General features: G+C 65.6%; 22 protein-coding genes and 2 tRNA genes. 20 read left to right on the top strand and 4 right to left on the bottom strand.

Annotated features, from left to right (window positions below; genetic code table 11):
• The first annotated feature begins 72 nt into the window (after positions 1 to 72).
• The 8 genes from U1769_RS04315 (at position 73) to U1769_RS04280 (ending at position 6,259) form a co-directional block, all read left to right on the top strand.
• A complete protein-coding gene (locus tag U1769_RS04315) occupies positions 73 to 198 on the top strand; it encodes an aa3-type cytochrome c oxidase subunit IV (RefSeq protein WP_332712420.1) in 126 nt (41 codons plus the stop codon).
• A gap of 9 nt (positions 199 to 207) precedes the next feature.
• Entirely contained in the window at positions 208 to 1,329 is a 1,122-nt protein-coding gene (locus tag U1769_RS04310) for an NAD(P) transhydrogenase subunit alpha (RefSeq protein ID WP_332712418.1), read from the top strand.
• The gene (locus tag U1769_RS04305; protein WP_332712415.1) at positions 1,326 to 1,739 is read left to right on the top strand and encodes a hypothetical protein; all 414 of its coding nucleotides are present in this window, start codon (positions 1,326 to 1,328) and stop codon (positions 1,737 to 1,739) included. Before U1769_RS04310 ends, U1769_RS04305 begins: the two co-directional genes overlap by 4 nt.
• 1 nt (position 1,740) lies before the next feature.
• Entirely contained in the window at positions 1,741 to 2,040 is a 300-nt protein-coding gene (locus U1769_RS04300) for an NAD(P) transhydrogenase subunit alpha part 2 (protein ID WP_332712413.1), read from the top strand.
• A gap of 26 nt (positions 2,041 to 2,066) precedes the next feature.
• The gene (locus U1769_RS04295; RefSeq protein ID WP_332712410.1) at positions 2,067 to 3,530 is read left to right on the top strand and encodes an NAD(P)(+) transhydrogenase (Re/Si-specific) subunit beta; all 1,464 of its coding nucleotides are present in this window, start codon (positions 2,067 to 2,069) and stop codon (positions 3,528 to 3,530) included.
• A gap of 189 nt (positions 3,531 to 3,719) precedes the next feature.
• A complete protein-coding gene (locus tag U1769_RS04290; protein WP_332712407.1) occupies positions 3,720 to 4,661 on the top strand; it encodes a hypothetical protein in 942 nt (313 codons plus the stop codon).
• Between the two features lie 95 nt (positions 4,662 to 4,756).
• Positions 4,757 to 4,832: transfer RNA gene (locus U1769_RS04285), tRNA-Val, on the top strand.
• 185 nt (positions 4,833 to 5,017) lie between these two features.
• Entirely contained in the window at positions 5,018 to 6,259 is a 1,242-nt protein-coding gene (locus U1769_RS04280; RefSeq protein WP_332712405.1) for a dicarboxylate/amino acid:cation symporter, read from the top strand.
• 91 nt (positions 6,260 to 6,350) lie between these two features.
• Here U1769_RS04280 and U1769_RS04275 read toward each other — a convergent pair whose 3' ends face one another.
• Positions 6,351 to 6,914 carry a helix-turn-helix domain-containing protein gene (locus U1769_RS04275; protein WP_332712402.1) on the bottom strand — a complete coding sequence of 188 codons (564 nt, stop codon included), beginning with the start codon at positions 6,912 to 6,914 and terminating at the stop codon, positions 6,351 to 6,353.
• Between the two features lie 156 nt (positions 6,915 to 7,070).
• Here U1769_RS04275 and U1769_RS04270 point away from each other — a divergent pair, with 156 nt between their 5' ends.
• Complete coding sequence (locus tag U1769_RS04270; protein WP_332712399.1) at positions 7,071 to 8,162, top strand: DUF2855 family protein; 1,092 nt, start codon at positions 7,071 to 7,073, stop codon at positions 8,160 to 8,162.
• Here the strand turns inward: U1769_RS04270 and U1769_RS04265 are convergent.
• Complete coding sequence (locus U1769_RS04265; protein ID WP_332712397.1) at positions 8,144 to 11,026, bottom strand: DUF2339 domain-containing protein; 2,883 nt, start codon at positions 11,024 to 11,026, stop codon at positions 8,144 to 8,146. The two genes, U1769_RS04270 and U1769_RS04265, sit on opposite strands and share 19 nt — an antisense overlap.
• 162 nt (positions 11,027 to 11,188) lie before the next feature.
• On the opposite strand from U1769_RS04265, the gene dapF reads away from it, so the two are divergent.
• From dapF to U1769_RS04230, 7 genes are all read left to right on the top strand, one after another.
• A complete protein-coding gene (dapF, locus tag U1769_RS04260; protein WP_332712394.1) occupies positions 11,189 to 12,130 on the top strand; it encodes a diaminopimelate epimerase in 942 nt (313 codons plus the stop codon).
• Positions 12,131 to 12,257: 127 nt separating this feature from the next.
• The gene (locus U1769_RS04255) at positions 12,258 to 12,566 is read left to right on the top strand and encodes a hypothetical protein (protein WP_332712391.1); all 309 of its coding nucleotides are present in this window, start codon (positions 12,258 to 12,260) and stop codon (positions 12,564 to 12,566) included.
• A 100-nt stretch (positions 12,567 to 12,666) separates the two neighbouring features.
• A complete protein-coding gene (locus U1769_RS04250; RefSeq protein WP_332712389.1) occupies positions 12,667 to 13,215 on the top strand; it encodes a glycine zipper 2TM domain-containing protein in 549 nt (182 codons plus the stop codon).
• 137 nt (positions 13,216 to 13,352) lie between these two features.
• The gene (locus U1769_RS04245; protein ID WP_332712386.1) at positions 13,353 to 14,021 is read left to right on the top strand and encodes a spermidine synthase; all 669 of its coding nucleotides are present in this window, start codon (positions 13,353 to 13,355) and stop codon (positions 14,019 to 14,021) included.
• Between the two features lie 111 nt (positions 14,022 to 14,132).
• The gene (locus tag U1769_RS04240) at positions 14,133 to 14,339 is read left to right on the top strand and encodes a cold-shock protein (RefSeq protein ID WP_332712383.1); all 207 of its coding nucleotides are present in this window, start codon (positions 14,133 to 14,135) and stop codon (positions 14,337 to 14,339) included.
• A gap of 331 nt (positions 14,340 to 14,670) precedes the next feature.
• Complete coding sequence (locus U1769_RS04235) at positions 14,671 to 15,795, top strand: OmpA family protein (protein ID WP_332712381.1); 1,125 nt, start codon at positions 14,671 to 14,673, stop codon at positions 15,793 to 15,795.
• Between the two features lie 251 nt (positions 15,796 to 16,046).
• Positions 16,047 to 17,348, top strand: a complete 1,302-nt coding sequence (locus U1769_RS04230) for a UDP-glucose dehydrogenase family protein (protein WP_332712378.1) — start codon at positions 16,047 to 16,049, stop codon at positions 17,346 to 17,348.
• A gap of 28 nt (positions 17,349 to 17,376) precedes the next feature.
• Here the strand turns inward: U1769_RS04230 and ygfZ are convergent, their stop codons facing one another.
• Positions 17,377 to 18,108 carry a CAF17-like 4Fe-4S cluster assembly/insertion protein YgfZ gene (gene ygfZ, locus U1769_RS04225; protein WP_332712375.1) on the bottom strand — a complete coding sequence of 244 codons (732 nt, stop codon included), beginning with the start codon at positions 18,106 to 18,108 and terminating at the stop codon, positions 17,377 to 17,379.
• A 50-nt stretch (positions 18,109 to 18,158) separates the two neighbouring features.
• On the opposite strand from ygfZ, the gene U1769_RS04220 reads away from it, so the two are divergent.
• Positions 18,159 to 19,487 (top strand): dihydroorotase, encoded by a 1,329-nt coding sequence (locus U1769_RS04220; protein ID WP_332712372.1) that lies wholly within the window; start codon positions 18,159 to 18,161, stop codon positions 19,485 to 19,487.
• A 95-nt stretch (positions 19,488 to 19,582) separates the two neighbouring features.
• Positions 19,583 to 19,747, top strand: a complete 165-nt coding sequence (locus U1769_RS04215) for a hypothetical protein (protein ID WP_332712369.1) — start codon at positions 19,583 to 19,585, stop codon at positions 19,745 to 19,747.
• Positions 19,748 to 19,775: 28 nt separating this feature from the next.
• Here U1769_RS04215 and U1769_RS04210 read toward each other — a convergent pair whose 3' ends face one another.
• Positions 19,776 to 20,597, bottom strand: coding sequence for a DUF1134 domain-containing protein (locus U1769_RS04210; protein WP_332712367.1), 822 nt, complete (start codon positions 20,595 to 20,597; stop codon positions 19,776 to 19,778).
• A 164-nt stretch (positions 20,598 to 20,761) separates the two neighbouring features.
• On the opposite strand from U1769_RS04210, the gene U1769_RS04205 reads away from it, so the two are divergent.
• Both U1769_RS04205 and U1769_RS04200 read left to right on the top strand, forming a co-directional pair.
• Positions 20,762 to 20,854: transfer RNA gene (locus U1769_RS04205), tRNA-Ser, on the top strand.
• A gap of 122 nt (positions 20,855 to 20,976) precedes the next feature.
• On the top strand, positions 20,977 to 21,738 hold the full coding sequence (locus U1769_RS04200; RefSeq protein ID WP_332712365.1) for an HpcH/HpaI aldolase family protein: 762 nt from the start codon (positions 20,977 to 20,979) through the stop codon (positions 21,736 to 21,738).
• The last annotated feature ends 52 nt before the right edge of the window (positions 21,739 to 21,790 follow it).

The following is a 21,790-nucleotide window of genomic DNA, read 5'->3' as shown; positions in this document are numbered from 1 at the left end:
CACGCTGGGACTTGAGGGACAGCGCGGTGCCGGCTAAGCAGCGTCACCACGGGCGGCACAGGGATTCAGGCGATGGCCGGAGACGGCGAGATCAAGGTTCACGAAGTCACCTATCACAAGGTGATCGGGCTGCTGAAATGGGGCGCAGTCGGATGCTTCCTGATCGCCTTTCTGGTGATCTGGCTGATTGCCGGTTAAGCGGCGCGGGTGAAGATCGCCGTCCTCAAGGAGCTGGCGACAGGCGAACGCCGCGTCGCCGCGACCCCGGAAACCGTCAAGAAGTTCATCGCGCTCGGTGCCGACATGGCGGTCGAGGCGGGGGCGGGTGAGACGGCATCCTGTGCCGATAGCGATTATGCGGCGGCCGGCGCGAGCGTCGGCACGCGTGCCGACGCGTTGCAGGGCGCTGACATCATCCTCGGCGTGCAGGGCCCCGATCCCGCCAGCCTGAGCGGCGCGGCGCCCGGGGCCTGGCTGGTCGCCAGCCTCAATCCGTTCGGCGAGCGTGCCCGGGTGGATGCCTATGCCGCCGCCGGGCTCGAGGCGCTGGCGATGGAATTCATGCCGCGCATCACGCGCGCCCAGTCGATGGACATCCTGTCCTCCCAGTCGAACCTGTCCGGTTACAAGGCAGTGCTCGATGCGGCGGCCGAATATGGCCGCGCCTTTCCGATGATGATGACGGCGGCGGGCACGGTATCCGCCGCGCGCGTGTTTGTGATGGGCGTTGGCGTTGCCGGCCTGCAGGCGATCGCGACCGCGCGGCGGCTCGGCGCGCAGGTCTCGGCCACGGACGTGCGGTCGGCGACCAAGGAACAGATTCAGTCGCTCGGCGCCAAGCCGATCTTCGTCGAGAATGTCGCCGGCATCGAAGGCGAAGGCTCGGGCGGCTATGCCGGTGAGATGAGCCCCGAATATCAGGCGGCGCAGGCCGAGCTTGTCTCGGGCCATATCGCCAAGCAGGACATCGTCATCACCACCGCACTGATCCCGGGGCGCCCGGCGCCGCGGCTGATCTCGGCCGCGCAGGTCGCGAGCATGCGGCCGGGCAGCGTGATCGTCGATCTGGCGGTCGAGCAGGGCGGCAATGTCGAGGGCGCGGTCGCGGGCGAAATCGTGACCGTCTCGGGCGTGAAGATCGTCGGGCACCGCAACGTGCCGAGCCGCCTTGCGGCGGACACATCGGCGCTGTTCTCGCGCAACCTGTTCAACTTCCTCAGCGCCTTCTGGGACAAGGAAGCGGGCAAGCCAGTGCTCGACGAGGAGATCGGCGACGCGATCCGGCTGACCAGGGATGGTGCCGTCGTCAATTCCCGGTTGCTCGGGTGATCCTGCCGACCGGCTTGTCGTCGATCGCTGCCGCTGCGATCGCGCTCACGCTGCAAGTGGCCGGGTCCGATGTGCCGGGCGGAAATGCACCGGTTGAACTGGTTGACGACGGTCTTCCCACAAGCATCGATTCCGAGCTAAACGATGCTTACGAAGTACTCGTCACTGCATCTTCTTATTCCTGTTCCAAGGCGCCCGCATCGGCGCGAACCACCTATGAGCGTTTGGATCAAAAATTCTGGCGCCTGAACAAGGCGGCGAAGGTGGTTCTGGGGCGCGACGTGATCATATACCCATTCGTGAACTCCTGTGGGTATTTCCGGCCGAACAAATTTTATCCGAGCATCGCAAAGGCGGAGTGGCATCTCCGTCGTGCAGAAAGTTTGATCAAGAAAGAAGGCGGCAAATAGCATGGACTTCATCTCGATCCTGTCGATCTTCGTCATGGCCTGTTTCGTGGGGTATTACGTCGTGTGGTCGGTCACGCCCGCCTTGCACACGCCGCTGATGGCGGTAACCAATGCCATCTCCTCCGTCATCATCGTCGGCGCGCTGATCGCGAGTTCGGCGGCGGCCGGCGGATCGGCTTCGTCGAAATGGCTCGGGCTGCTTGCGGTGGTGTTCGCCAGCGTGAACATCTTCGGCGGGTTCGCAGTCACCGCGCGGATGCTCGCCATGTACAAGAAGAAAGAAAAGCCCGCCGCCAAGTGAGCGGTGTCGGGCTAGGGGACTAACACATGCACGAAGCAGCACCGGTCAATCCATGGGTCGCGTTGGCATACCTGATTGCGGGCGTGTGCTTCATCCTTGCTTTGCGAGGCCTGTCGTCACCCGCCACGTCGCAGCGCGGCAACCGCTATGGCATTATCGGCATGGCGCTGGCGGTCGTGACCACCCTGATTACGCACATGCCGGAGTTGCATGCCGAGGGCGTTGACGGCGTTTGGGTCTCTTTGATCGACACGACGACGATGATCGAGATACTGATCGCAATTGCGATCGGCGCCGTCATCGGCGTCGTCACCGCGCGGAAAATCGCGATGACGGACATGCCGCAGCTCGTGGCGGCCTTCCACTCGCTGGTCGGCATGGCGGCGGTGCTGGTCGGCGTGGCGGCGTTTCTCAACCCCGATGCGCTCGGGATCGTCGGCGCCGATGGCGAGATATTGACGGTCAGCCGGATCGAGCTAGGCCTCGGCGTTGCGATCGGTGCGATCACCTTCTCGGGCTCGGTCATCGCCTTCCTCAAATTGAACGGCAATATGGGCGGCAAGCCGATCATGCTGCCCGGCCGCCACGTCATCAATCTCGGCGTGCTGGCCGGCATTCTCGGGCTGATCGCATACTTTACCCAGGATCAGAGCCCGTGGATCTTCTGGACCGTGACCGCGCTCAGCTTTGCGATCGGCTTCCTGCTGATTATCCCGATCGGCGGCGCGGACATGCCGGTCGTGGTATCGATGCTCAACAGCTATTCGGGCTGGGCGGCGGCGGCGATGGGTTTCACGCTGCACAATACCGCGATGATCATCACCGGCGCGCTGGTCGGCTCCTCAGGCGCGATCCTCAGCTACATCATGTGCCGCGCGATGAACCGCAGCTTCATCAGCGTGATCGCCGGCGGCTTCGGTGGCGACAGTGCGGGCGGCGGCGCGGCGGCAGCGACCGGCCGGCCGTGGAAGCGCGGCTCGGCCGAGGATGCGGCCTTCCTGATGCAGCAGGCCGAACAGGTCATCATCGTGCCAGGCTACGGCATGGCGGTCGCCCAGGCGCAGCATGTCCTGCGCGAGATGGGCGACAAGCTGAAGGCGCACGGCGTCCGCGTGAAATATGCGATTCACCCGGTGGCAGGCCGCATGCCGGGGCATATGAACGTGCTGCTCGCCGAGGCCAACGTGCCCTATGACGAAGTGTTCGAGCTCGAAGACATCAACTCCGAATTCGCCCAGACCGACGTCGCGTTCGTCATCGGGGCGAACGACGTGACCAATCCGGCGGCGAAGACCGACAAGTCGTCGCCGATCTATGGCATGCCGGTGCTTGACGTGGAGAAGGCCAAGACCGTGCTGTTCGTGAAGCGCAGCATGGGCGGCGTGGGCTATGCCGGCGTCGATAATGACGTCTTCTACATGGACAACACGATGATGTTGCTCGCCGACGCCAAGAAGATGGTCGAGGAAATCGTGAAGTCGCTGGACTGATCCATTGCTAGGCGGGGTCTGTTGCATCCGTTTCGGTTGAAATTGTCCCGTCGCCATCACAGGCTTTTGAGCAGTTTCCAGCGGATTACATCCATTCCGGATATGCCTGTGGCTAACCGATTTCCTCCCAGCGGGTATTTTGCGACTCCCCGGGCCGATGCGGCGACCGGATCGCGCGATGGTGAGGCTATGAAGCATTCGGCGATGGAAGCGAGCTACACCCTGATCGTCCCGGCGCTGATCGTGGCGGAGGAAGGAGCGCCCGGTTCGCTTGCCGAAGAAGCGGTCGCGCTGGTCGGGGCTCGTATGCTTGGCCGGATCGATTGGCAGGGTGTCGCGGCGGACGCCGGGCAAGCGGGTGCGCTGGGGCTGATCGTGGTCGAGGCGGAGGATGTGCCCGACGAGAAGCTCGCAGTGGCGTTGCCGCGGATCGCAGCGTTGGCGCTCGACACCGAGGCGCGCGTCGTGGTCGCGCTGGCCGATGGCCAGATCGATCTGGTCGCGGCCCATCTGTTCGGCAGCCATGTCGAGCTGCTGTGCGCACCCACGCTAGCCGACCGTGTCGCGGCGCTCGCGATGGCATTGATGCCGCGCGGAACCCAGCTGCATGATTCCCGGAGCGACGCCGAATCGAGCCGTTTGCGCCGCCTGAACAAGGAGGTCGCGCGGATCGCCGAGGTCCTCGCGCGGCTGACGCGCGAGGAGGAGGGTGACTCCACCCTGCGGTCGGCCGGGCTGAAGAGCCGTCCGGGCCATCACGCAGCCTTGCCGGACGGCGATTCGATGCCGGTCTCGGCACGCGAGGTGCGGGACGTGATCCGTGCCCGGCGGCTGCGCGACCAGTATTTCCAGCGTGGGCTGTTCGAGGATCCCGCATGGGACATGCTGCTCGATCTGTTCGCGGCCGAGCTGGAGGAGACGCGGGTCTCGGTATCGAGCCTGTGCATCGCCGCCGCCGTCGCGCCGACCACCGCGCTGCGGTGGATCGCCAAGATGACCGAGGCCGGCGTTTTTGTCCGCCAGGCCGACCCGTTCGACAAACGCCGCGCCTTCATGGCCCTGTCACCCGGTGCGCGGCATGGCATGCGGGACTATTTCATGGCGCTGAAGCGAGGCGGTCCGTTCGCTTGAGGCTTGCCGATCCGGCCAACCGGTGGCAACGGAAGCGCCACTCCGAAACGGGATTTCCGATTCGCCGGGCTTACCCGGCCGGGAATTGCCTGGGAGGGCGATTAGCTCAGTTGGTAGAGCGTCTCGTTTACACCGAGAATGTCGGCGGTTCGAGCCCGTCATCGCCCACCATTCCCTGATTTCAGGGCGTGCCAGACGCGCGGTCCCAGACGCGCGGTCCTTGTCAAAACCCCTTGATCCGAGACTTTTTGGGTTCAGCCTCCCCGAGGCTGTGTCGCCAAAGCTGTTGGGCGCGCATATGCGTATCGACGGGTTGCTGGCTCCTCCCGAGCCCGCTTGTGGGGAGGCGTGCGCGGATGACGCTGTTACGCGGGTGGTTCGGGGTTGCGCTGTGGCAGCGCGTAATGGCGGGGCTGGCGCTCGGCGTGGCACTCGGGCTGGCGGCACCCGCCGCGGTGCCGTGGGTCAGCTTCCTTGGCGAGATCTTCGTCCGCCTGATCCGCATGCTGGTGGTGCCGATCGTGTTGGTAACGGTGGCGGCGGGGATCGCTTCGCTCTCCGATTTCCGACGGCTCGGGTCGATCGGGGGCCGGGCGGTGCTGTTGTTCCTTGCAACCACGGTAATCGCGGTGTCGCTGGGGATCGTCGTCGGCCTGATCTTTCAGCCCGGTGCCAATGTCAGCCTTGCCAGCGCAACGCCGCACGCCTTGGGGCCCGCCAAAACGGCTTATGATACCATGATGGGGATCGTCCCTCTCAACATCTTCGACGCATTGGGGAGGGGCGATATGCTCGCGATCCTTTTCGTTGCTGTGCTGCTCGGCGCCGGCACGGTGGCGGCGGGGGAGGCAGGCGCGCCACTCGCGGCACTGCTGGATTCGGCGTCCAACGTGCTGCTCCATATCGTGCGGTTCGCGATGGAATTCACGCCCTTCGGCGTGTTCGCGCTGGTCGCGGCCGCAGTTGCTGCGAATGGCGTCGCGATCTTTGCCAGCATCGGTATCCTGGCACTCTGCGTCGTTATTGGATCACTGGTTCAGATGCTGCTGGTTCATAGCCTGCTGGTTCGGCTGGTCGCGCATATACCGGTATCCCTGTTCTTTCGCGGCATTGCAGGCGCGCTGATCGTCGCCTTCTCGACCGCGTCGAGCTCGGCGACGTTGCCGGTGGCGATGCGCGTCGCGCAGGACAATCTGGGCATCGCCCGCCCGGTCGCGTCGATGGTGCTGCCGCTGGGTGCCAGCATCGGCAAGGATGGCACCGCCATGTATGTGGGGCTGCTCAGCATGTTCGGGCTCCAGCTGTTCGGCGTGCCGATCGATCCCGCCACGCTCGGGATCGTGCTGTTTACCGCCGTGCTGGCCGCGCTGGGTACCGCACCTATCCCTTCCGCTTCGCTGTTCATGCTCGCCGCGGTGCTCGCCGCGGCTGGCGTTACTGCCGAGCAGACCGCGCTGATCGTGGGCCTTATCCTGCCGTTCGACCGGTTGCTCGACATGACCCGGACTGTATCAAGCGCGAGCGCGAACCTGGCCGTGACGGCCGTGGTCGCGGCGCTCGGGGGGAAAAAGGGCGCTGATGACCGAAGCGATCCCTAGTTCGGAGCCGTAGGGGTCGGCAGCGCTCATATGCGGGACTTGAGCGGAAGTTATTTTACTCGGGCAGCACAATTCCATTGTCTGCCAAACGTTACAGCGCCCTGATCAGACGAAGCGCGCGCGCGATCCAGGCAGGGTCGGCGACGATCTGCTGGCGTGCGCCGGCGCCGAGCGGAAGGATCTGAAGCCGTCCCTCCTCTCGGCCGATCAATCGCCCGAACAGGAAACGCCCGGCCGGCCGCGGCACCAGCACGTCGCGGTTGAGCGCGCCGACATAATCGTGCGGTTGCAGCGTTTCGCACCAGAGTTCGTCGCCCGCGCGGTAATCTCCGATGCCGGCGGCGATGGCGATCGCGATCAGGCCCGGTGCGGGAAGCGGTGGAGCGACCGTCGCCGGACGCTTCGGTGCGCGCGCGCCGCTCGCGTCGAGCACCGCCGCGACGGCGATCTCCGCCCGCCCCGGTAAGCTGACGAGGTCAGCCGCGCTTACGCCGAGAGCTTCGGCGATGCGATTGAGCCAGCCGACCGACACGGTGCGCATGCCGGTTTCGAGCCGGCCGATCGTCTGCGCGGTCGTCGGCGGCACGCAGCGTCGTGCGACGTCGTGCAGAGTCAGTCCCTTGGCGCGGCGCACCTCGCGGATCGCGGTGATCATGACGCCTCCTAACCAGAATGGTTCTTAATTATCCTTGAAACACGCCATTATGGCAAGCGAGCGATCTTTCGGCACGAACACGCGCATTGGGGCTGGCATCCGTCCGCCCGGCCGATCATGATGCAGTTCGGCGCGGGGAGCGCCGGGGAGACGGCCATGCCCGTAAAACGCGAGATGATGGTGCGGCGCACCGATCTGACGCAGACCGCGATCAATGAGACCCTGGTCTCCGAGCCACGTGAGGGAGAAGTCCTGCTCGAGGTCGAGGCCTTCGCGGTCACGGCGAACAATGTCACCTATGCTGTGGTCGGCGATCAGCTGGGGTATTGGAATTTCTTTCCGGCACCCGAAAGCTGGGGCACCGTGCCGGTCTGGGGCCATGCGCGGGTCATCGCCTCGCGCCACTCGGATATCGCGGTCGGCGAACGCGTCTATGGATATCTCCCAATGGCGTCGCACCTGATAGTGCAGCCGGGCAAGGTCGCGGCGGATGGCTTTTGCGACATGGCGGCGCATCGTCAGCCGATGAGCGTGATCTACAACCAGTATCGCCGCCTGGCCGCCGATCCCGCTCATGATCCGCAGCGCGAGGATGCGCGCATGCTGTTCGCGCCGCTGTTCACCACCAGCTTTCTGATCGGGGACCAACTCAACCGGCAGGATTGGTATGGTGCGGACACGGTGATCCTGACCAGCGCGTCGAGCAAGACGGCGCTGGCGGCCGCCTATGTCGCGCGCGCCGACAGTACGGGGATACGCCGGATCGGGCTGACCGGCATGGCCAATATCGCCTTTGTCGAGGCGACCGGCCTGTATGACGAGGTGATCGCGTATGACGGGATCGCCGACGAGCAGAACGGCCTCGCGATCGAGGGCAGCGCGGTGTTGGTCGATTTCGCCGGCAACGGCGATCTGCTGCGGGATATCCACGGGCTCCTGCCGGGCCAGATCGCGCATACCCTGCGCGTCGGGGTGACGCACCATGACGAGCCTCGCGACACCGGCGATCTGGCAGGGCCCGCCCCAGTCTGGTTCTTCGCGCCCGATGCCGCGACGGCATTGATCGGCGCGATCGGGCCAGCAGCATTCGATGCGGCGCTGGCCGAGCGCTGGGCGGGGTTCGTCGCTGAGGCCGGGCGCTGGACGACGGTCGAGCGGGGCGTGGGCGCTGAAGCGCTGCAACGGGTGTGGCGCGATCAGCTTGCCGGACGGGCCTCGCCCGGCATGGGCTATGTACTCCGGCTCTGAACCGCCACGAAGCGGCCATAGGCCCAGCCGATCGCGATCAGCGCGACGCCAAGGCCGAGGAAGGAGAGGATACGCAATATCCCTTCGAGCACGGCGGCATCGATCAGGAACACTTTGAGCGTCACCACGAATAACAGGCCAAGCCCGACGATTCGCAGGTCGCCGAGTCCCTTGCGGATACCATGGGCCAGCCACACCAGCGCGAGGCCGAGGAAGGCGGCGGAGTAGAGCCAGTTCTCGGTCCGCCCGATACCGCCGGTCAGGATATCGCCGTGCACTGCCTGGCGCACGGTTGCCGCGACCGCGACGAGGACGGCGGCGAGCATTGCGCCGTGCCAGTAGCGGTCGGCGCGACGTGCCCAAAGCCAGGCGGCGACAAGCGCCGCATCGATCGTCGCGAGGTTGAGCAGCGGGATCGCGCCGACCGATTGCGGCACGAGCGCCGGATTGAGCAGCACGAGGTCGAACCAGACGAAGCGGCCGAGCGCGACGGCCAGCAGGACGCGGGCAACGTCGGGTCGATATCGCGCGGTGCCCCAGGCGGCGGCAAAGAAGAACTGGGTGATCGCGATCCGCTCAAGGAAGCCGAAAGCCTCGAAGCGCGCCGCGTCGGCGATGGCTAGCGGCGCCTTGGCGAGGGCGTAGACGGTAATGGCTGCGATGATCGCTAGCACAGCGATGGCGCGGGAGCGCCACGCATCGGGCAAGGCTGCTCCGCGCAGCAAAGCGCCGCCGATCAGCGCACCCGACAGGGTCAGCTCGCGCAGGATCGTGAGTAGCGGGGGCAGGCTCCGATAGGGGGTCGTCCCGCCCATCAACGATTCGGCCATCATGACGACCATATGGCCGAGAAGCGGAACGGCGAAGACCAGGGTGACCGTTCCCGCCGCCACGGCCCATCGCGACGGTACCGGGCGGTAGAGGATCAATGCAGCCGTTGCGCCGGCCAGGCCGGGCGTGTGCCACGGCGCCGGAAGCAGCGCCGGGATGAAGGCGAGCACCAGGCCCAACCCGACCCAGCAAAGCCCCGTCCGTATGGTGCCGGGCATGGTCAGCCCGGCGGTCGCCGCAACCAGGCAGGCGGGGAGGAGGCCGATCGCGACGAGATCGGCGATCGCCGGCATGGGCTCGGCGAAGACGATGCTCCGGGCATAAGCGGTCGCCTCACCGTCGAGGATGACTGCCACGGCGGTGACGCCGAGCGGCAGTATAGCGAGATGGCCGACAGCCAGATCGCGACTCCGCCGCGACCAGGCCGCGAGCGCGACACCGATCGCGAGCCAGGCCGGCCAGCGCCACGGTACTCCCAGCAGTTCGGTTTCTGCCAGACCGAGCAGCAGCGCCGCGACGGCCGCGCCGCCGGCCAGGCCAACTGCTGGCGGCAGGGTCTCGTTCGCTCCGTCGCGGTCGCGCCAGCTCAACGATGCTGCCGCGATTGCGGCAAGAACCAGCAGCCCCGACCAGGCGGCGGCAGGCAGCAGGCCATGCGCCAGCGTGAGTGCCAACAGAATCGGGCCAGCCGTCGCGCCAAGCGCCATCCCCATCCAAAGCGCCGAGCGCCGGGCGAGGAGATGGCCAGGAAGGCCGAACAACAACGCGATCGCGATGACCGCGAGCGGGGCGAAGACCAGCTCATCGGTGCCGAGCGCAATGCCGAGCAGAGCAAGCACCAGCACCAGTGCGGCGGCGGCACCAGGTGCCAGCGTCTCATCACGCCAGGCGAGCCACAGGGCGGCGGCGCTCAGCACCAAATACAGGCCCCAGGCGAGCGGGCCGAAATCAAGCGCTGGCGCCAGGACGAGCAGCTGGATCAATCCAGCGACCAGCGGCAGCATGCGCAACAGCGGCCGGGCCGTGCCGATGCGCGGCAGGGCTAGCGTCGCGCCGATCGCCAGCAGCACGACAAAGCCGCCGATTCCGGCCAGTTCGTCGCCGGAAACCGCCGCAACCAGGATGTTGACCCAGGCGAAGCCGCCGCCGCACGCGGCCAGTGCCAGCCAGACCCAGCCTCGCCGGATCGCGAGCCCGAACAGCGCGGCAACGAGCAGCCCGAGATAGACGAGCAGCGGCCCGACATTCTGTGGATCGAAGCTCGATATGAGCGGCGCCGCGAAGCCGCCGATCAGCGCCATGATGGCTGTCGGGGGGCCATGGCGAAGCGCAAGGCCAAGGCCAGCGAGCGTCACCATGACCATGATCGCGAAGGACGGGGCCGCGCCGACCAGACGATAGATCTCCGCCGCGATGTAGAGCGTGCCGTAGAGGCTCGCGATCCCTGCCCCGGCCAGCGCCTGGCCGATCCGCACATCGTCGCGGGTGGCGGGCAGGCGCCGCGCAGCCTCGCTGGCGGCGACCAGCAGCAGCCCGAACAATCCGGCGATGATCGTCCGCGAGGTGGGCCCGAGCAGCGCGTTGTCGATCGAATAGCGCACCAGGAAAAAGGCGGAGAGCACCAGCGCGGCGCCACCGATCCAGATCGGCAGCTTGCCACCGACAATGCTCTCGAAGCCGGGACGGATCTGGCCACGCACGGCGCTCGGTTCAGCCGCTGGCGCGATCACTGGTTCCGGTGCCGCCGGTTCAGGCGGAGATTCGACGGGCAACGCGATCGCGGGAGGTGGTGGCACGGCCAGGGACTGCTCTCGCACGACCATAGCGGGCTGCCTCCGCTCCTCAGCCGGGCCGCGCGCCCGATCGCGCTCATCCGCGTGCCGCACGCGCTGCTCGGCGGTGAGGCCGGGATCGAGCCCGATCAGTCGGTCCCGCAGGTTGGAAACATGGTCTTCGAGCCGGCGGAGGCGGCTGAACACGCGTTCCAGCAATATGGCCAGCGCGACCAGTGCGATGAACAGGATGACGGTCACGCGCAATTCCCCCGGTGGCGCGGCGGGTCTGCCACAGCGCCCTGCCCCTGTCTTGCCCAACCCATTAGGAAATCTTCTCGCCTGGCTGTACTTGATGCCGACCGCAGGGGCGATCCGCCTCAGCGGTGGAGCGGTGCCGGGATTTCGGCTAGAGACGCCGTCATGCGGTTCGACTTCATCAAATGCCATGGTTCGGGAAATGATTTTCCGCTGATCGACGCGCGAGAGATCGTGCTGGACGATGCCGTGTGGGCCGGGGTGGCGCGCGCGCTGGCGGATCGGCGCGGGCCGGTCGGCGGCGACGGCATGCTGCTGCTCACCCCGGGCGACAAGATTCACGCCTTCGGCATGCGCATGTTCAATTCGGACGGCAGCGAGGCAGAGACGTGTTTGAACGGCCTGCGCTGCGTCGCGCGGCTGGGGTTCGAACGCCAGGGGATCGATCGCGCGCTGGTTCATCTCAGGACCAGTGTGGCCGAGGCTGCGCGTGACGCCGCCATCGCACCCGGCGTGATCACGATCCGCGAAACCGCCGGACCGGCCGATCTCGACGTGACGCGATGGCCGCTCGGGATCGAGGCGCACCAAATCGTCCAGCAGCCCATCGCCCTGCTGCCGACTGACCGGAGCTTCACCGCAGTGGCGATGCCCAATCCGCATCTGGTGAGCTTTGTCGATACGGTCGACGAGACCGAGCTGGTTGCGGTAGGGGAGGTGTGCGAATCGGCGCCCGACTGGCTGCCCAACCGCGCCAACGTTTCCTATGTCGAAACCCGGCCTCGCGGGCTGTTCGTGCGCACTTTCGAGCGCGGCGTAGGCCTTACCGACAGTTGCGGCAGCGCCATGGCCGCCTCCACCTTTGCTGCCTGCCTGACGGGGCGCGCGGAGTTCGGCACCGAGTTGACCGTGTTCAATCGCGGGGGGCTGGTCCGCGCCCAGGCCGAAAGCGACGGCATGGTCCGCTTGTCCGGCAACGCCACCTTCGAATGGGAGGGCTCGGCCGATGTCGACTGGGAACGCGGGCTGGCCGGTGACTTGATCGTCGCACGGCATTTCGATGCGGAAATTGCGGCCTGGGCCGCGGTAATCGAAGGAATCATATAGTCGGTCGTTTGGCGGCACCTCCCCGTCTGAACCTGTACCGTAGCCAACAACTCCGTTCAGCAACCATGTCCGAAATGGGGCGTACCTCTCCTCATCGCCCGTTGTATGGGCAAGAGAGGAGTTAGTCATGAAAATCATCACTATGCTCGCGGTCGCCGGCCTCGGCGTGGCATCGCTCGGCGTGAGCACCAGCGCCACCGCGCAGAGCTGGAGCGGAGATCGCGACGTCTACCGTGACGGGGGCAATTACCGGGGTCGCGACGGGTATCGCGACCGCGACGATTATCGGGGCCGCGACGGATATCGAGACCGGGATCGCCGCTACAGCCGAAGTCGTCACTATGGCTGGGATCGCGATCGGCGCTGGAATCGCCATCACCGGGTCCATTGCCGGACCGAATGGCGCTACCATCATCGCGTGCGTATCTGCCGTTGAACGTCTGGGGCGGGGCAGGCTGCGGCCCAGACTTTGCCTCGCGCTGATGCAACGTTCCGCCCCATTATTCGTTCTGCACGCGTAACCATCGGAGGCTATCATGAGTCGTTTTACCAACATCGCCGTCATCCTGGCCACCAGCTGCCTGGCGATCGCCACTCCCGGCGTCGCGCAGACGGCGCAGGACGACGCCCGTTTCCAACAGGCGCAGCAGCGGCTGCAGAACGAACTGCGCACGTTCCAGCAGGAATTCGACCGCTATCAGCAGGTCTCGCGCCGTCGTGGCGGCTATGGCGGCCCGGGTGGCGGTTACAACAATGGTGGCCCTGGGGGCCCCGGCGGCTATTATGAGGACGACCGGATCGAGAGCGATTATGAGCCGTCGCGCTACTATCGCGAGGGACCGAATTATCGCGAACGCGTGCTGGCGTCCGACGAGCGCGTCTATCGCGGCACCGACGGCCGTTATTATTGCAAGCGCAACGACGGGACGACCGGCCTGATCGTCGGCGCGATCGGCGGCGGCGTCCTGGGCAATGTGATCGACGGTGGCCATTCGCGCGGCGTCGGCACGATCCTCGGTGCGATCGTGGGCGGCGTCGCCGGCCAGTCGATCGATCGCAACAACCAGCAGATCCGCTGCCGTTAAGCGAATGAAGTGGCGCCGCGCGGTCTGCCGCGCGGCGCTTTTTTTTTTTACGAATGCGAACCGAATCGGCTCCTGCTATCGATCTGCACCCTCGCGGTCGTGTTTTTGCACCGCGTCCCCGCGTCTGAAGAGTAGCCATGGTTCCCCGGATTTTGATCGACACGGCCGAAGTGCCGGGCGGGGACGCGCTGCGGTTGTTCCGTCGTGGTGACGAATTTTCCATCATGCTCGGCGCAAACGAACTGATGAACAGCCGCCTGTCCGGATCGGAAGAGGCGCTGGCGACGCTCACCTGCGATCGCCTGGCCGGTCGTGCGGCGGTGCGGTTGCTGATCGGTGGCCTCGGCATGGGCTTCACGCTCCGCGCGGCGCTGGAGCGGCTCGGGGCTGATGCGGCGGTGACGGTCGCCGAACTGGTGCCGGCGGTGGTGGCCTGGGCACGCGGACCGATGGCACCGGTCTTCGACAATTGCCTGGACGATCCGCGTGTACGCATCGCGGAACAGGACGTCGCCGCGCTCATTGCCGGCCAGCGGGCCGCCTGGGATGCCATCCTGCTCGACGTCGACAATGGCCCCGATGGCCTGACGCGCCGTGGCAACGATCGACTCTATCAAGCCGCCGGCCTCGATAGCGCGCGATCGGCGCTCAGGCCCGGCGGCGTGCTGGCGATCTGGTCGGCGGCACCGGACGCGAAGTTCGTGCGGCGTCTGGAGACTGCTGGGTTTGGCGTTGATGAGGTGATCGCGAAGGCGCGAGGCGGGCGCGGAGCGCGTCACGTCATCTGGCTGGCGACCCGGCTCTGACCGGCACGGCTCCCGGCAGTGCCGCCACAGCTACCGTTACCAACCCGAAACATAATTGACTTGGAAGGGGGGCTTGCCTGGCATAGGTTCGCGTCGAGAGGAGACGCAACCATGGCGACCGGAACGGTAAAATGGTTCAACGATGCAAAGGGGTTCGGTTTTCTGACGCCGGACGACGGCGGTGAGGACCTGTTCGCGCATTTTTCCGGGATCAACATGCCCGGCTTCAAGACCCTCGCCGAAGGTCAGCGCGTCTCGTTCGAGGTGATCGACGGGCCAAAGGGCAAGCAGGCTGCGAACATCCAGGCCGCCGACTAATCTGCTTGGGCATCAGGGCGGCATAATGGTCGCCTATGCTCGTTCGATTCCGTTCGCACCTGCGGCATTTCCGTCACGATAAGCGGCATCACGCAGCGTCGCGCATCCTGAGAGGGGGCGGCAACAAACACATTTGAGTCTCGCGACGGACCGGTGTGGCCGGCTCGTCGAAGGGCCGCGCCGTGATGCCGACCCACCCGATTTCGGGAAAAAAGCAACCAAAGCTGTTGCGCTTGAGCAACAGCCTGCAGAATTTGTTCGCTTGCGCGGAAACCATCCTTTGGGTAGGGAGTTTGCGCTGTCCGAGTGACAACGAAGAAAGGGGATTTTTATGCGGAAGCTTGCCGTTGCTATGGCGCTTGCCTCCACTGCTCTCGCCACGCCCGCCCTCGCCCGCGATAATTCGTGGTATGTGGGCGTCGAAGGTGGTGCACTGCTCGTCGAAGATATGAAGTATGATATCGGCGCGCTTTCCGATGCCGGTCAGGTCGACCATAAATATGGGTACGACGTTGACGGCGTGATCGGCTATGATTTCGGGGCTTTCCGCCTCGAAACCGAAGTCGGCTACAAGAACTCGACGGTTGATTCCTATCAATCGACGACCACGACTCCAATCCGCAACGCTGCCAACCTGCCGTTCAATCAGCCGGCTGGTACGTTTGACTATGCTGGTGGTCGCACGACGGCGCTCAGCTTCATGCTGAACGGCTTGCTCGACTTCGGTGACGATGACGGCATTCAGGGCTTCGTCGGCGGCGGTGTCGGTGTTGCCCGGGTCAAGACGAAGCTCGCGCTGAACACCTTCAGCAACTTCCTCGACGATTCGGACACGGTGTTCGCCTGGCAGGCTCTTGCCGGTATCCGTGCGCCACTGACCAGCCATCTCGATGCGACGCTGAAGTATCGTTTCTTCAACGCTGACAATCTGAAGCTGGTCGACGTCTCGGGTCGCGCGTTCGACGGTCGCTACCGTTCGCACAGCATCCTGGGTGGCCTGACCTACAACTTCGGCGAGCCGGCAGCACCGCCTCCTCCGCCTCCTCCGCCGCCGCCTCCTCCGCCGCCTCCCCCGGAGCCGGTTCCGGTTGTGGCAGCGCCGGTCTGCTCGCCTGGTCCGTTCATCGTGTTCTTCGAATGGGACAAGTCGGACATCACGCCGGATGCGTCGTCGATCCTCGACAACGCCGTCACCCAGTATCAGAACTGCGGCAATGCGCAGGTCATGCTGGCTGGTCACGCCGATCGTTCGGGTTCGCCAGCGTACAACGTTGGCCTTTCGCAGCGTCGTGCGGATTCGGTGAAAGCCTATCTGTCCGCGCACGCGATCCCCGAGGGTGTGATCTCGACCGAAGCGTTCGGCGAAAGCCGCCCGCGCGTCGAGACTGCCGACGGTGTCCGCGAGGTTCAGAACCGTCGCGTGGAAGTTACCTACGGACCTGGTTCGGGCAACTAAGCCTAAATCAGTTCGAAGTAATCGAGAGGGAGATCGGCGATGCCGGTCTCCCTTTTCGTTTGTGGGGCAGTGGTTGATACTGCGCTCACATGTTCAATAGGTTCGATTCCCTCATCCCTTTTCTGGGACAGCCTGGCATTTCTTGGCACGCTCGGATTTTCTACTGTCTCCGGTGTTAACCAGGGCTGGCAATTGCGCGCCGGTACGCTAGAGGCAGATTCGTCGTCTAGGTTCAAAGCGGGGTATCGGGCATGCGGATAACGATGATCGGTTCGGGCTATGTCGGCCTGGTGTCTGGCGCCTGCTTTTCGGATTTCGGGCATGACGTGATTTGCGTCGACAAGGATGCGGGCAAGATCGCGGCGCTCGAGGCAGGCAAGATGCCGATCTTCGAGCCCGGGCTCGACACGCTGGTAGCAACCAATGTCGCGGCCGGGCGACTGAGCTTCACCACCGATCTGAAAGCAGCGGTGTCGGGCGCAGACGCGGTCTTCATTGCCGTCGGCACGCCCTCGCGGCGCGGCGATGGCCATGCCGACCTTACCTATGTGTTCGAGGCTTCGCGCGAGATCGCCGCCGCGATCGACGGTCCGATCGTGATCGTCACCAAGTCGACCGTTCCCGTAGGGACGGGTGACAAGGTCGAGGAGATCATGCGGGAACTCGCCGGCGATCATGAAGTCGCGGTCGTCTCCAACCCCGAATTCCTGCGCGAAGGCGCCGCGATCGGCGACTTCAAGCGCCCGGATCGCATCGTGGTCGGTACTGACGATCCGCGCGCGCAGGGCGTGATGCGTGACATTTATCGCCCGCTTTACCTGAACGAGAGCCCGATCCTGTTCACCGGACGGCGCACCTCGGAACTGATCAAATATGCGGCGAATGCGTTCCTCGCGACCAAGATCACTTTCATCAACGAGATCGCCGATCTTTGCGAGGCAGTCGGCGCGAACGTGCAGGACGTGTCGCGGGGCATCGGGCTCGACAACCGCATCGGGCCGAAATTCCTGCATGCAGGGCCAGGCTATGGCGGATCCTGCTTCCCCAAGGACACGCTGGCGCTGCTGAAGACCGCCGAGGACTACGAGACGCCGGTGCGGATCGTCGAGGCGGTCGTGCAGGTCAATGATACCCGCAAGCGCGCGATGGGCCGCAAGGTAATCCATGCGCTCGGCGGCGATGCCAAGGGCAAGACTGTCGCGGTCCTTGGGCTGACCTTCAAGCCCAATACCGACGACATGCGCGATGCGCCGAGCCTGGCAGTGGTGCAGAGCCTGCTCGATGCCGGCGCGGCGGTGCGCGCGCACGATCCCGAGGGCATGGAGATCGCGAAGACGATGATGCCGAAGGTCACCTATTGCGGGGACGCCTATGAGGCGGCCCAGGGTGCCGACGCCGTGGTGATCGTGACCGAATGGGATATTTACCGTGCGCTCGATCTCGGTCGTCTCGCCAAGACGATGAACGGTCCGGTGATGGTTGATTTGCGCAACGTCTATCGCGCCGGCGATGTCGAGAAGGCCGGTTTCGCTTATAGCTCAATCGGGCGCTGATACTTCCGGCGACGCGCCCGCAAGAGTGTCAGGCCGCTGCCAGCGCGACCTGCAGCCAGGGCGGCGTGATCGCGTCGCCCAGTGCCTCGATCCGACGCAGCTCCACAATCAGGCCGAGATCGGGATAGGTCGCGCGTGTGCGATCGCCCAGCTCGGCGATCGGCGCGACGACCAGCCGCCGGTTGACCTTGGCGCGGTGGTGCATCCGCGCCGTATTTTCCTGCCCGACATAACAGCCCTTGGTGAAGCTCACGCCGTTCAGCTCGCGCGCATTGGCCTCCAGCCAGAGGGTCTTGTCGGAGCCAAGCTCGGCCAGTCCTTCAGTAATGCCGAGGGAAAGACGATGCTCCAGCCAGCCGGTTGCAGCCTCGCCCGCCGGGCCAAGCCAGCGGTGACCGAGTTCTGGCAGGCGCGGATCCGGTACACCGCGGCCACCCTGCCGGGACCAATGGACTGCGCCCTCGATCCGCTCGATCGTGATCGGGCGGCGCAGCCGATAGATGGCCAGGCGACGGGCCAGCGCGTCGGCCGCTTCCGCCTCGCAATCGAGCAGAATCGCATCGCCATCCGCCCAGAGCAGGAAATCGAACAGCGCCTTGCCTTGCGGCGTGAGCAGGCCGGACCAGCGCGGCGCCGAGGCGTCGAGCGTGGCCACGTCCTGGGTCACCAGGCCCTGCAGGAAGCCCCGCACATCCTCGCCGGCGATACGGATCAGCGCGCGATCGGCGAGCATCGAGGCATGCGGGGTGGTTTCGCTCATGACGAACAGGTAGGAGGTCGGCCGAACAAGCGGAAGAGCCGGAGACGATCGTGGCAGCGGCATATGACCTGAAATTGACCGGTGGGACGGTCCATACGCCGGCAGGACCGGTTCGCGCGGATATCGGTATTCGCGACGGAAGGATCGTCGCGATCGGCGCGACCGGGGACGCGGGCGAGACGATCGACTGTACCGGGCTGGATATCCTGCCTGGCGTCATCGACACGCAGGTCCATTTCCGCGAGCCCGGGCTTGTCCACAAGGAAGATCTCGAAAGCGGCAGCCGCGCGGCGGTGCTCGGCGGGGTGACCGCGGTGTTCGAGATGCCGAACACCAAGCCCAACACCGACAGCGCCGAGGCGATTCAGGACAAGCTTGCCCGGGCGCATCATCGCATGTGGTGCGATCATGCTTTCTACGTCGGCGCGACCAATCACAACGCCGCGGCGCTGGCTGAACTCGAGCGCTTGCCGGGCACGGCGGGCGTCAAGATCTTCATGGGCGCCTCGACCGGCGACCTGCTCGTCGCGGAGGATTCCTCGCTTGCCGAGGTGCTTGCTTCGGGCCATCGGCGGGTTGCAATCCATGCCGAAGACGAGGCGCGGATGAACGTGCGCGCCGGCGAGCGGGTGCCGGGCGATGCCGCCTCGCACCCGGTGTGGCGCGACGATGAAAGCGCATTGCTGGCGACGCGGCGCATCCTGAAGCTGGCTCGGGCGGCAGGGCGGCGAATCCATGTGCTGCATGTGACCACGCCGGCCGAACTGGAACTGCTCGGCCAGCACAAGGATATCGCGACGTGCGAAGTAACGCCGCAGCACCTCACGCTCGCGGGGGAAGATGCCTATCCGCGGCTTGGTACGCTGGCGCAGATGAACCCGCCGATTCGTTCGGGCGCGCATCGCGATGGTCTGTGGCACTGGCTGCAGCAGGGTGTGCCCGACATCCTTGGTTCGGACCATGCGCCGCATACGCTCGAGGAAAAGGCCAAGCCCTATCCCGATTCCCCCAGCGGGATGCCCGGCGTGCAGACCATGCTGCCGCTGATGCTCAATCATGTCGCTGAAGGACGCACGACGCTTGCCCGCGTCATCGATCTGACCAGCGCCGGGCCGCAGCGCGTGTTCGGGATCATCGGCAAGGGCCGAATCGCGATCGGCTATGACGCCGATTTCAGCATCGTAGACCTGAAGGCGCGCTGGACGATCGAGGAAAGCTGGCTGGCCTCGCGCAGCGGCTGGTCGCCGTTCACTGGCATGACGCTGACGGGCCGGCCGATCGGTACGATCGTGCGCGGCAAACGAGTGATGTGGGATGGGGCGTTGGCTGAGACGGCCGCGGGCGAGCCGATCCGGTTCGAAGCGATCGAATTCGGCTGACGCATCGCGTGCCCGCGGAGCCGGGGACGGTTGTCCTGCGTTGAGGTGGCTGATGGCGCTCGCCGTCAGGATTTCCGCGCGCAAGGAGAACGACCGTGCCCGATGAACCGATCAGCCCGGTGGATATGACTCCCGAGGACCCGCTGGTGCCGCAGGAAAATCTCTGCCCGGAATGCGGCGGCACCGGGGAATTGCGTGGCCGCGAATGTCCCGCATGTCTCGGAACCGGCAATGCGATCGGCGGGATCGGCGGCGGTTAGAGAGCGCCTGCCGTAGAGCCAGCCTCGCTCAGAATGGCATCCATTTCGAGGTGTGGCTGAACTTCATATAGCCCACGTTCACCCCCTGCCGCCAGCCGACACCGAGCCGGATCGGGATCAGGACGATATTGCCGCGCCGGAGATAGGTCGCCGCAAAGCCCCCGACGAAATAGAGCCGGCCTTCGCCCGCCGGGAAACGCCGGAACAGTTCCTCGGAATCGTGCAGGTTATAGACCAGCACGAAAACCTTGGTGGCATCGCCGCCGAGATCGAACCCGACCGAGGGACCGGTCCAGTAGACGGGCATCTCGCCCTCGATCTTGTGGAACATCGTGCCCTTGCCGTAGCGCAGGCCGACGACCAGCGCGCCGGCTGCCTCGCGCCCTGAAATATAGGCGTTGGGCTGGCCCTGCTCTTTCAGGGTGCGCTCGAGAACACCGGCCAGGCCGGCGGCGCCCTTGCCGAACGTGCTCTCGGCCGCGTTCAGCAGCTCTTCGCGCTGGAATGTGTCGCCCGTTGCCGCATCGGCATTGGCCGCGGTCAGGGCCGAGCTTTCGCCGGTCGTCGTCGCGGTGGCCGGGGTTCCACCGGCCGGGACATTGGGCTGCGACGGATCGTAAGGCGGATATTGCGGCGTACCGGCGGGCGCTGGTGCATCATTATACTGGCCATCGGCATATGACCCATCCGCCGGCGCGGATGGCGTCGATGGCGGCTGGGCCTGCGGACGCTGCAGATCGCTGTCGACCGCCTCGTTCGGATCGATCGTCCGCACTTGGGCGAGGGACGGCGCAGGGCCGGCGCTGAGCGCCATTGCCACCATCGCCACAATCAACACGGCCTTGCGCATCGCTTCACTCCCCCAGCGCCTCAATCTGTCAGCCTTGCGCCAGCCCGGCTTGCCCCACAATGAACCGCGCGATGACCCGAGTCGAATTCGCGTTGGATGGCGGTGCGTAAGCGCGGTTGATCGCAGCGCAACCCCTCGCTATAGCCGCGCTTCGCCGCCAAGCCGGAGACGTGGGTGAGTGGCTGAAACCAGCGGTTTGCTAAACCGCCGTACGGGGTTTACTCGTACCGAGGGTTCGAATCCCTCCGTCTCCGCCAGGGCCGGCAAGTGCCCCCACAGCTAATGATCCGCCGCCTGCCCGCGAGGGGCTGGATTTGCGGCTATTTGCTTCCCCCTCGTTCAATCGGATCGCGCTTGATCGCGGTACTGGGGCGGGATGATGATGCAGGGCTTCATGACTCGCTGGGGTCAGGCAAAACGGGGCCTGATCGGCACCTGGGCGAAGATTCCGTCGATGGAATCGGTCGAGCTGCTCGGCCATGCCGGGTTCGACTTCGTGGTCATCGACATGGAGCATGCCCCGCACTCGCACGAACTTGCCTATCGGTTGATTTTCACGGCGCAGGCGATGGGCATGGCGGCGTTCGTGCGCCTGCCGAGCCGCAGCGACGCGGACGTCCAGCGCATACTCGACGGCGGCGGTGACGGGCTGCTCGTCCCGCGGGTGACCAGCCTCGACGAAGCGCGGGCGATTACGGCGGCGATGGTGTTCAGCCCGGCGGGCGAGCGCGGACTCGGCGCGACCTCGCGGGCCGGACGCTGGGGGATGGTGCCGGTCGAGGACTATGTCCGGCACGGCAATGACGAATGCCTGCGCATGGTCCAGCTCGAGGATTGGGACACGCTCCACCAGGCCGCGGACTATGCCGCGCTGCCTCACGTAAACGGCATCTTTGTCGGATTGGGGGATCTGTTCCTGTCGAGTGGCCGTCCGGCCGGCGATCCGGAGGTGCAGGCGCTGGCAGCGGATGTCGCGCGCACCGCGGCGGCGCACGGGGTGCTGTCCGGCATCGCCGCATCGAGCCCCGAAGAGGGGCGGCGTTATCTCGACATGGGCTATTCGCTGGTGATGGTCAGCAATGATGCGACGCTGTTCGGCAAGGCGGCGGCCGCCGCGGTCGAGGGTATGCGGGGCGCCTGATCCCGGCGTCTTTGATCGGACCGGCAGCAAAGTTTTATCAACCAGGCAGGGG

The sequence above is a fragment of the Parasphingomonas zepuensis genome, assembly GCF_036663735.1.
Taxonomy (GTDB): Bacteria; Pseudomonadota; Alphaproteobacteria; order Sphingomonadales; family Sphingomonadaceae; genus Sphingomonas.
Note: the sequence above shows the minus strand (reverse complement) of the source record. Positions and strands in the feature narration are given on the sequence as shown.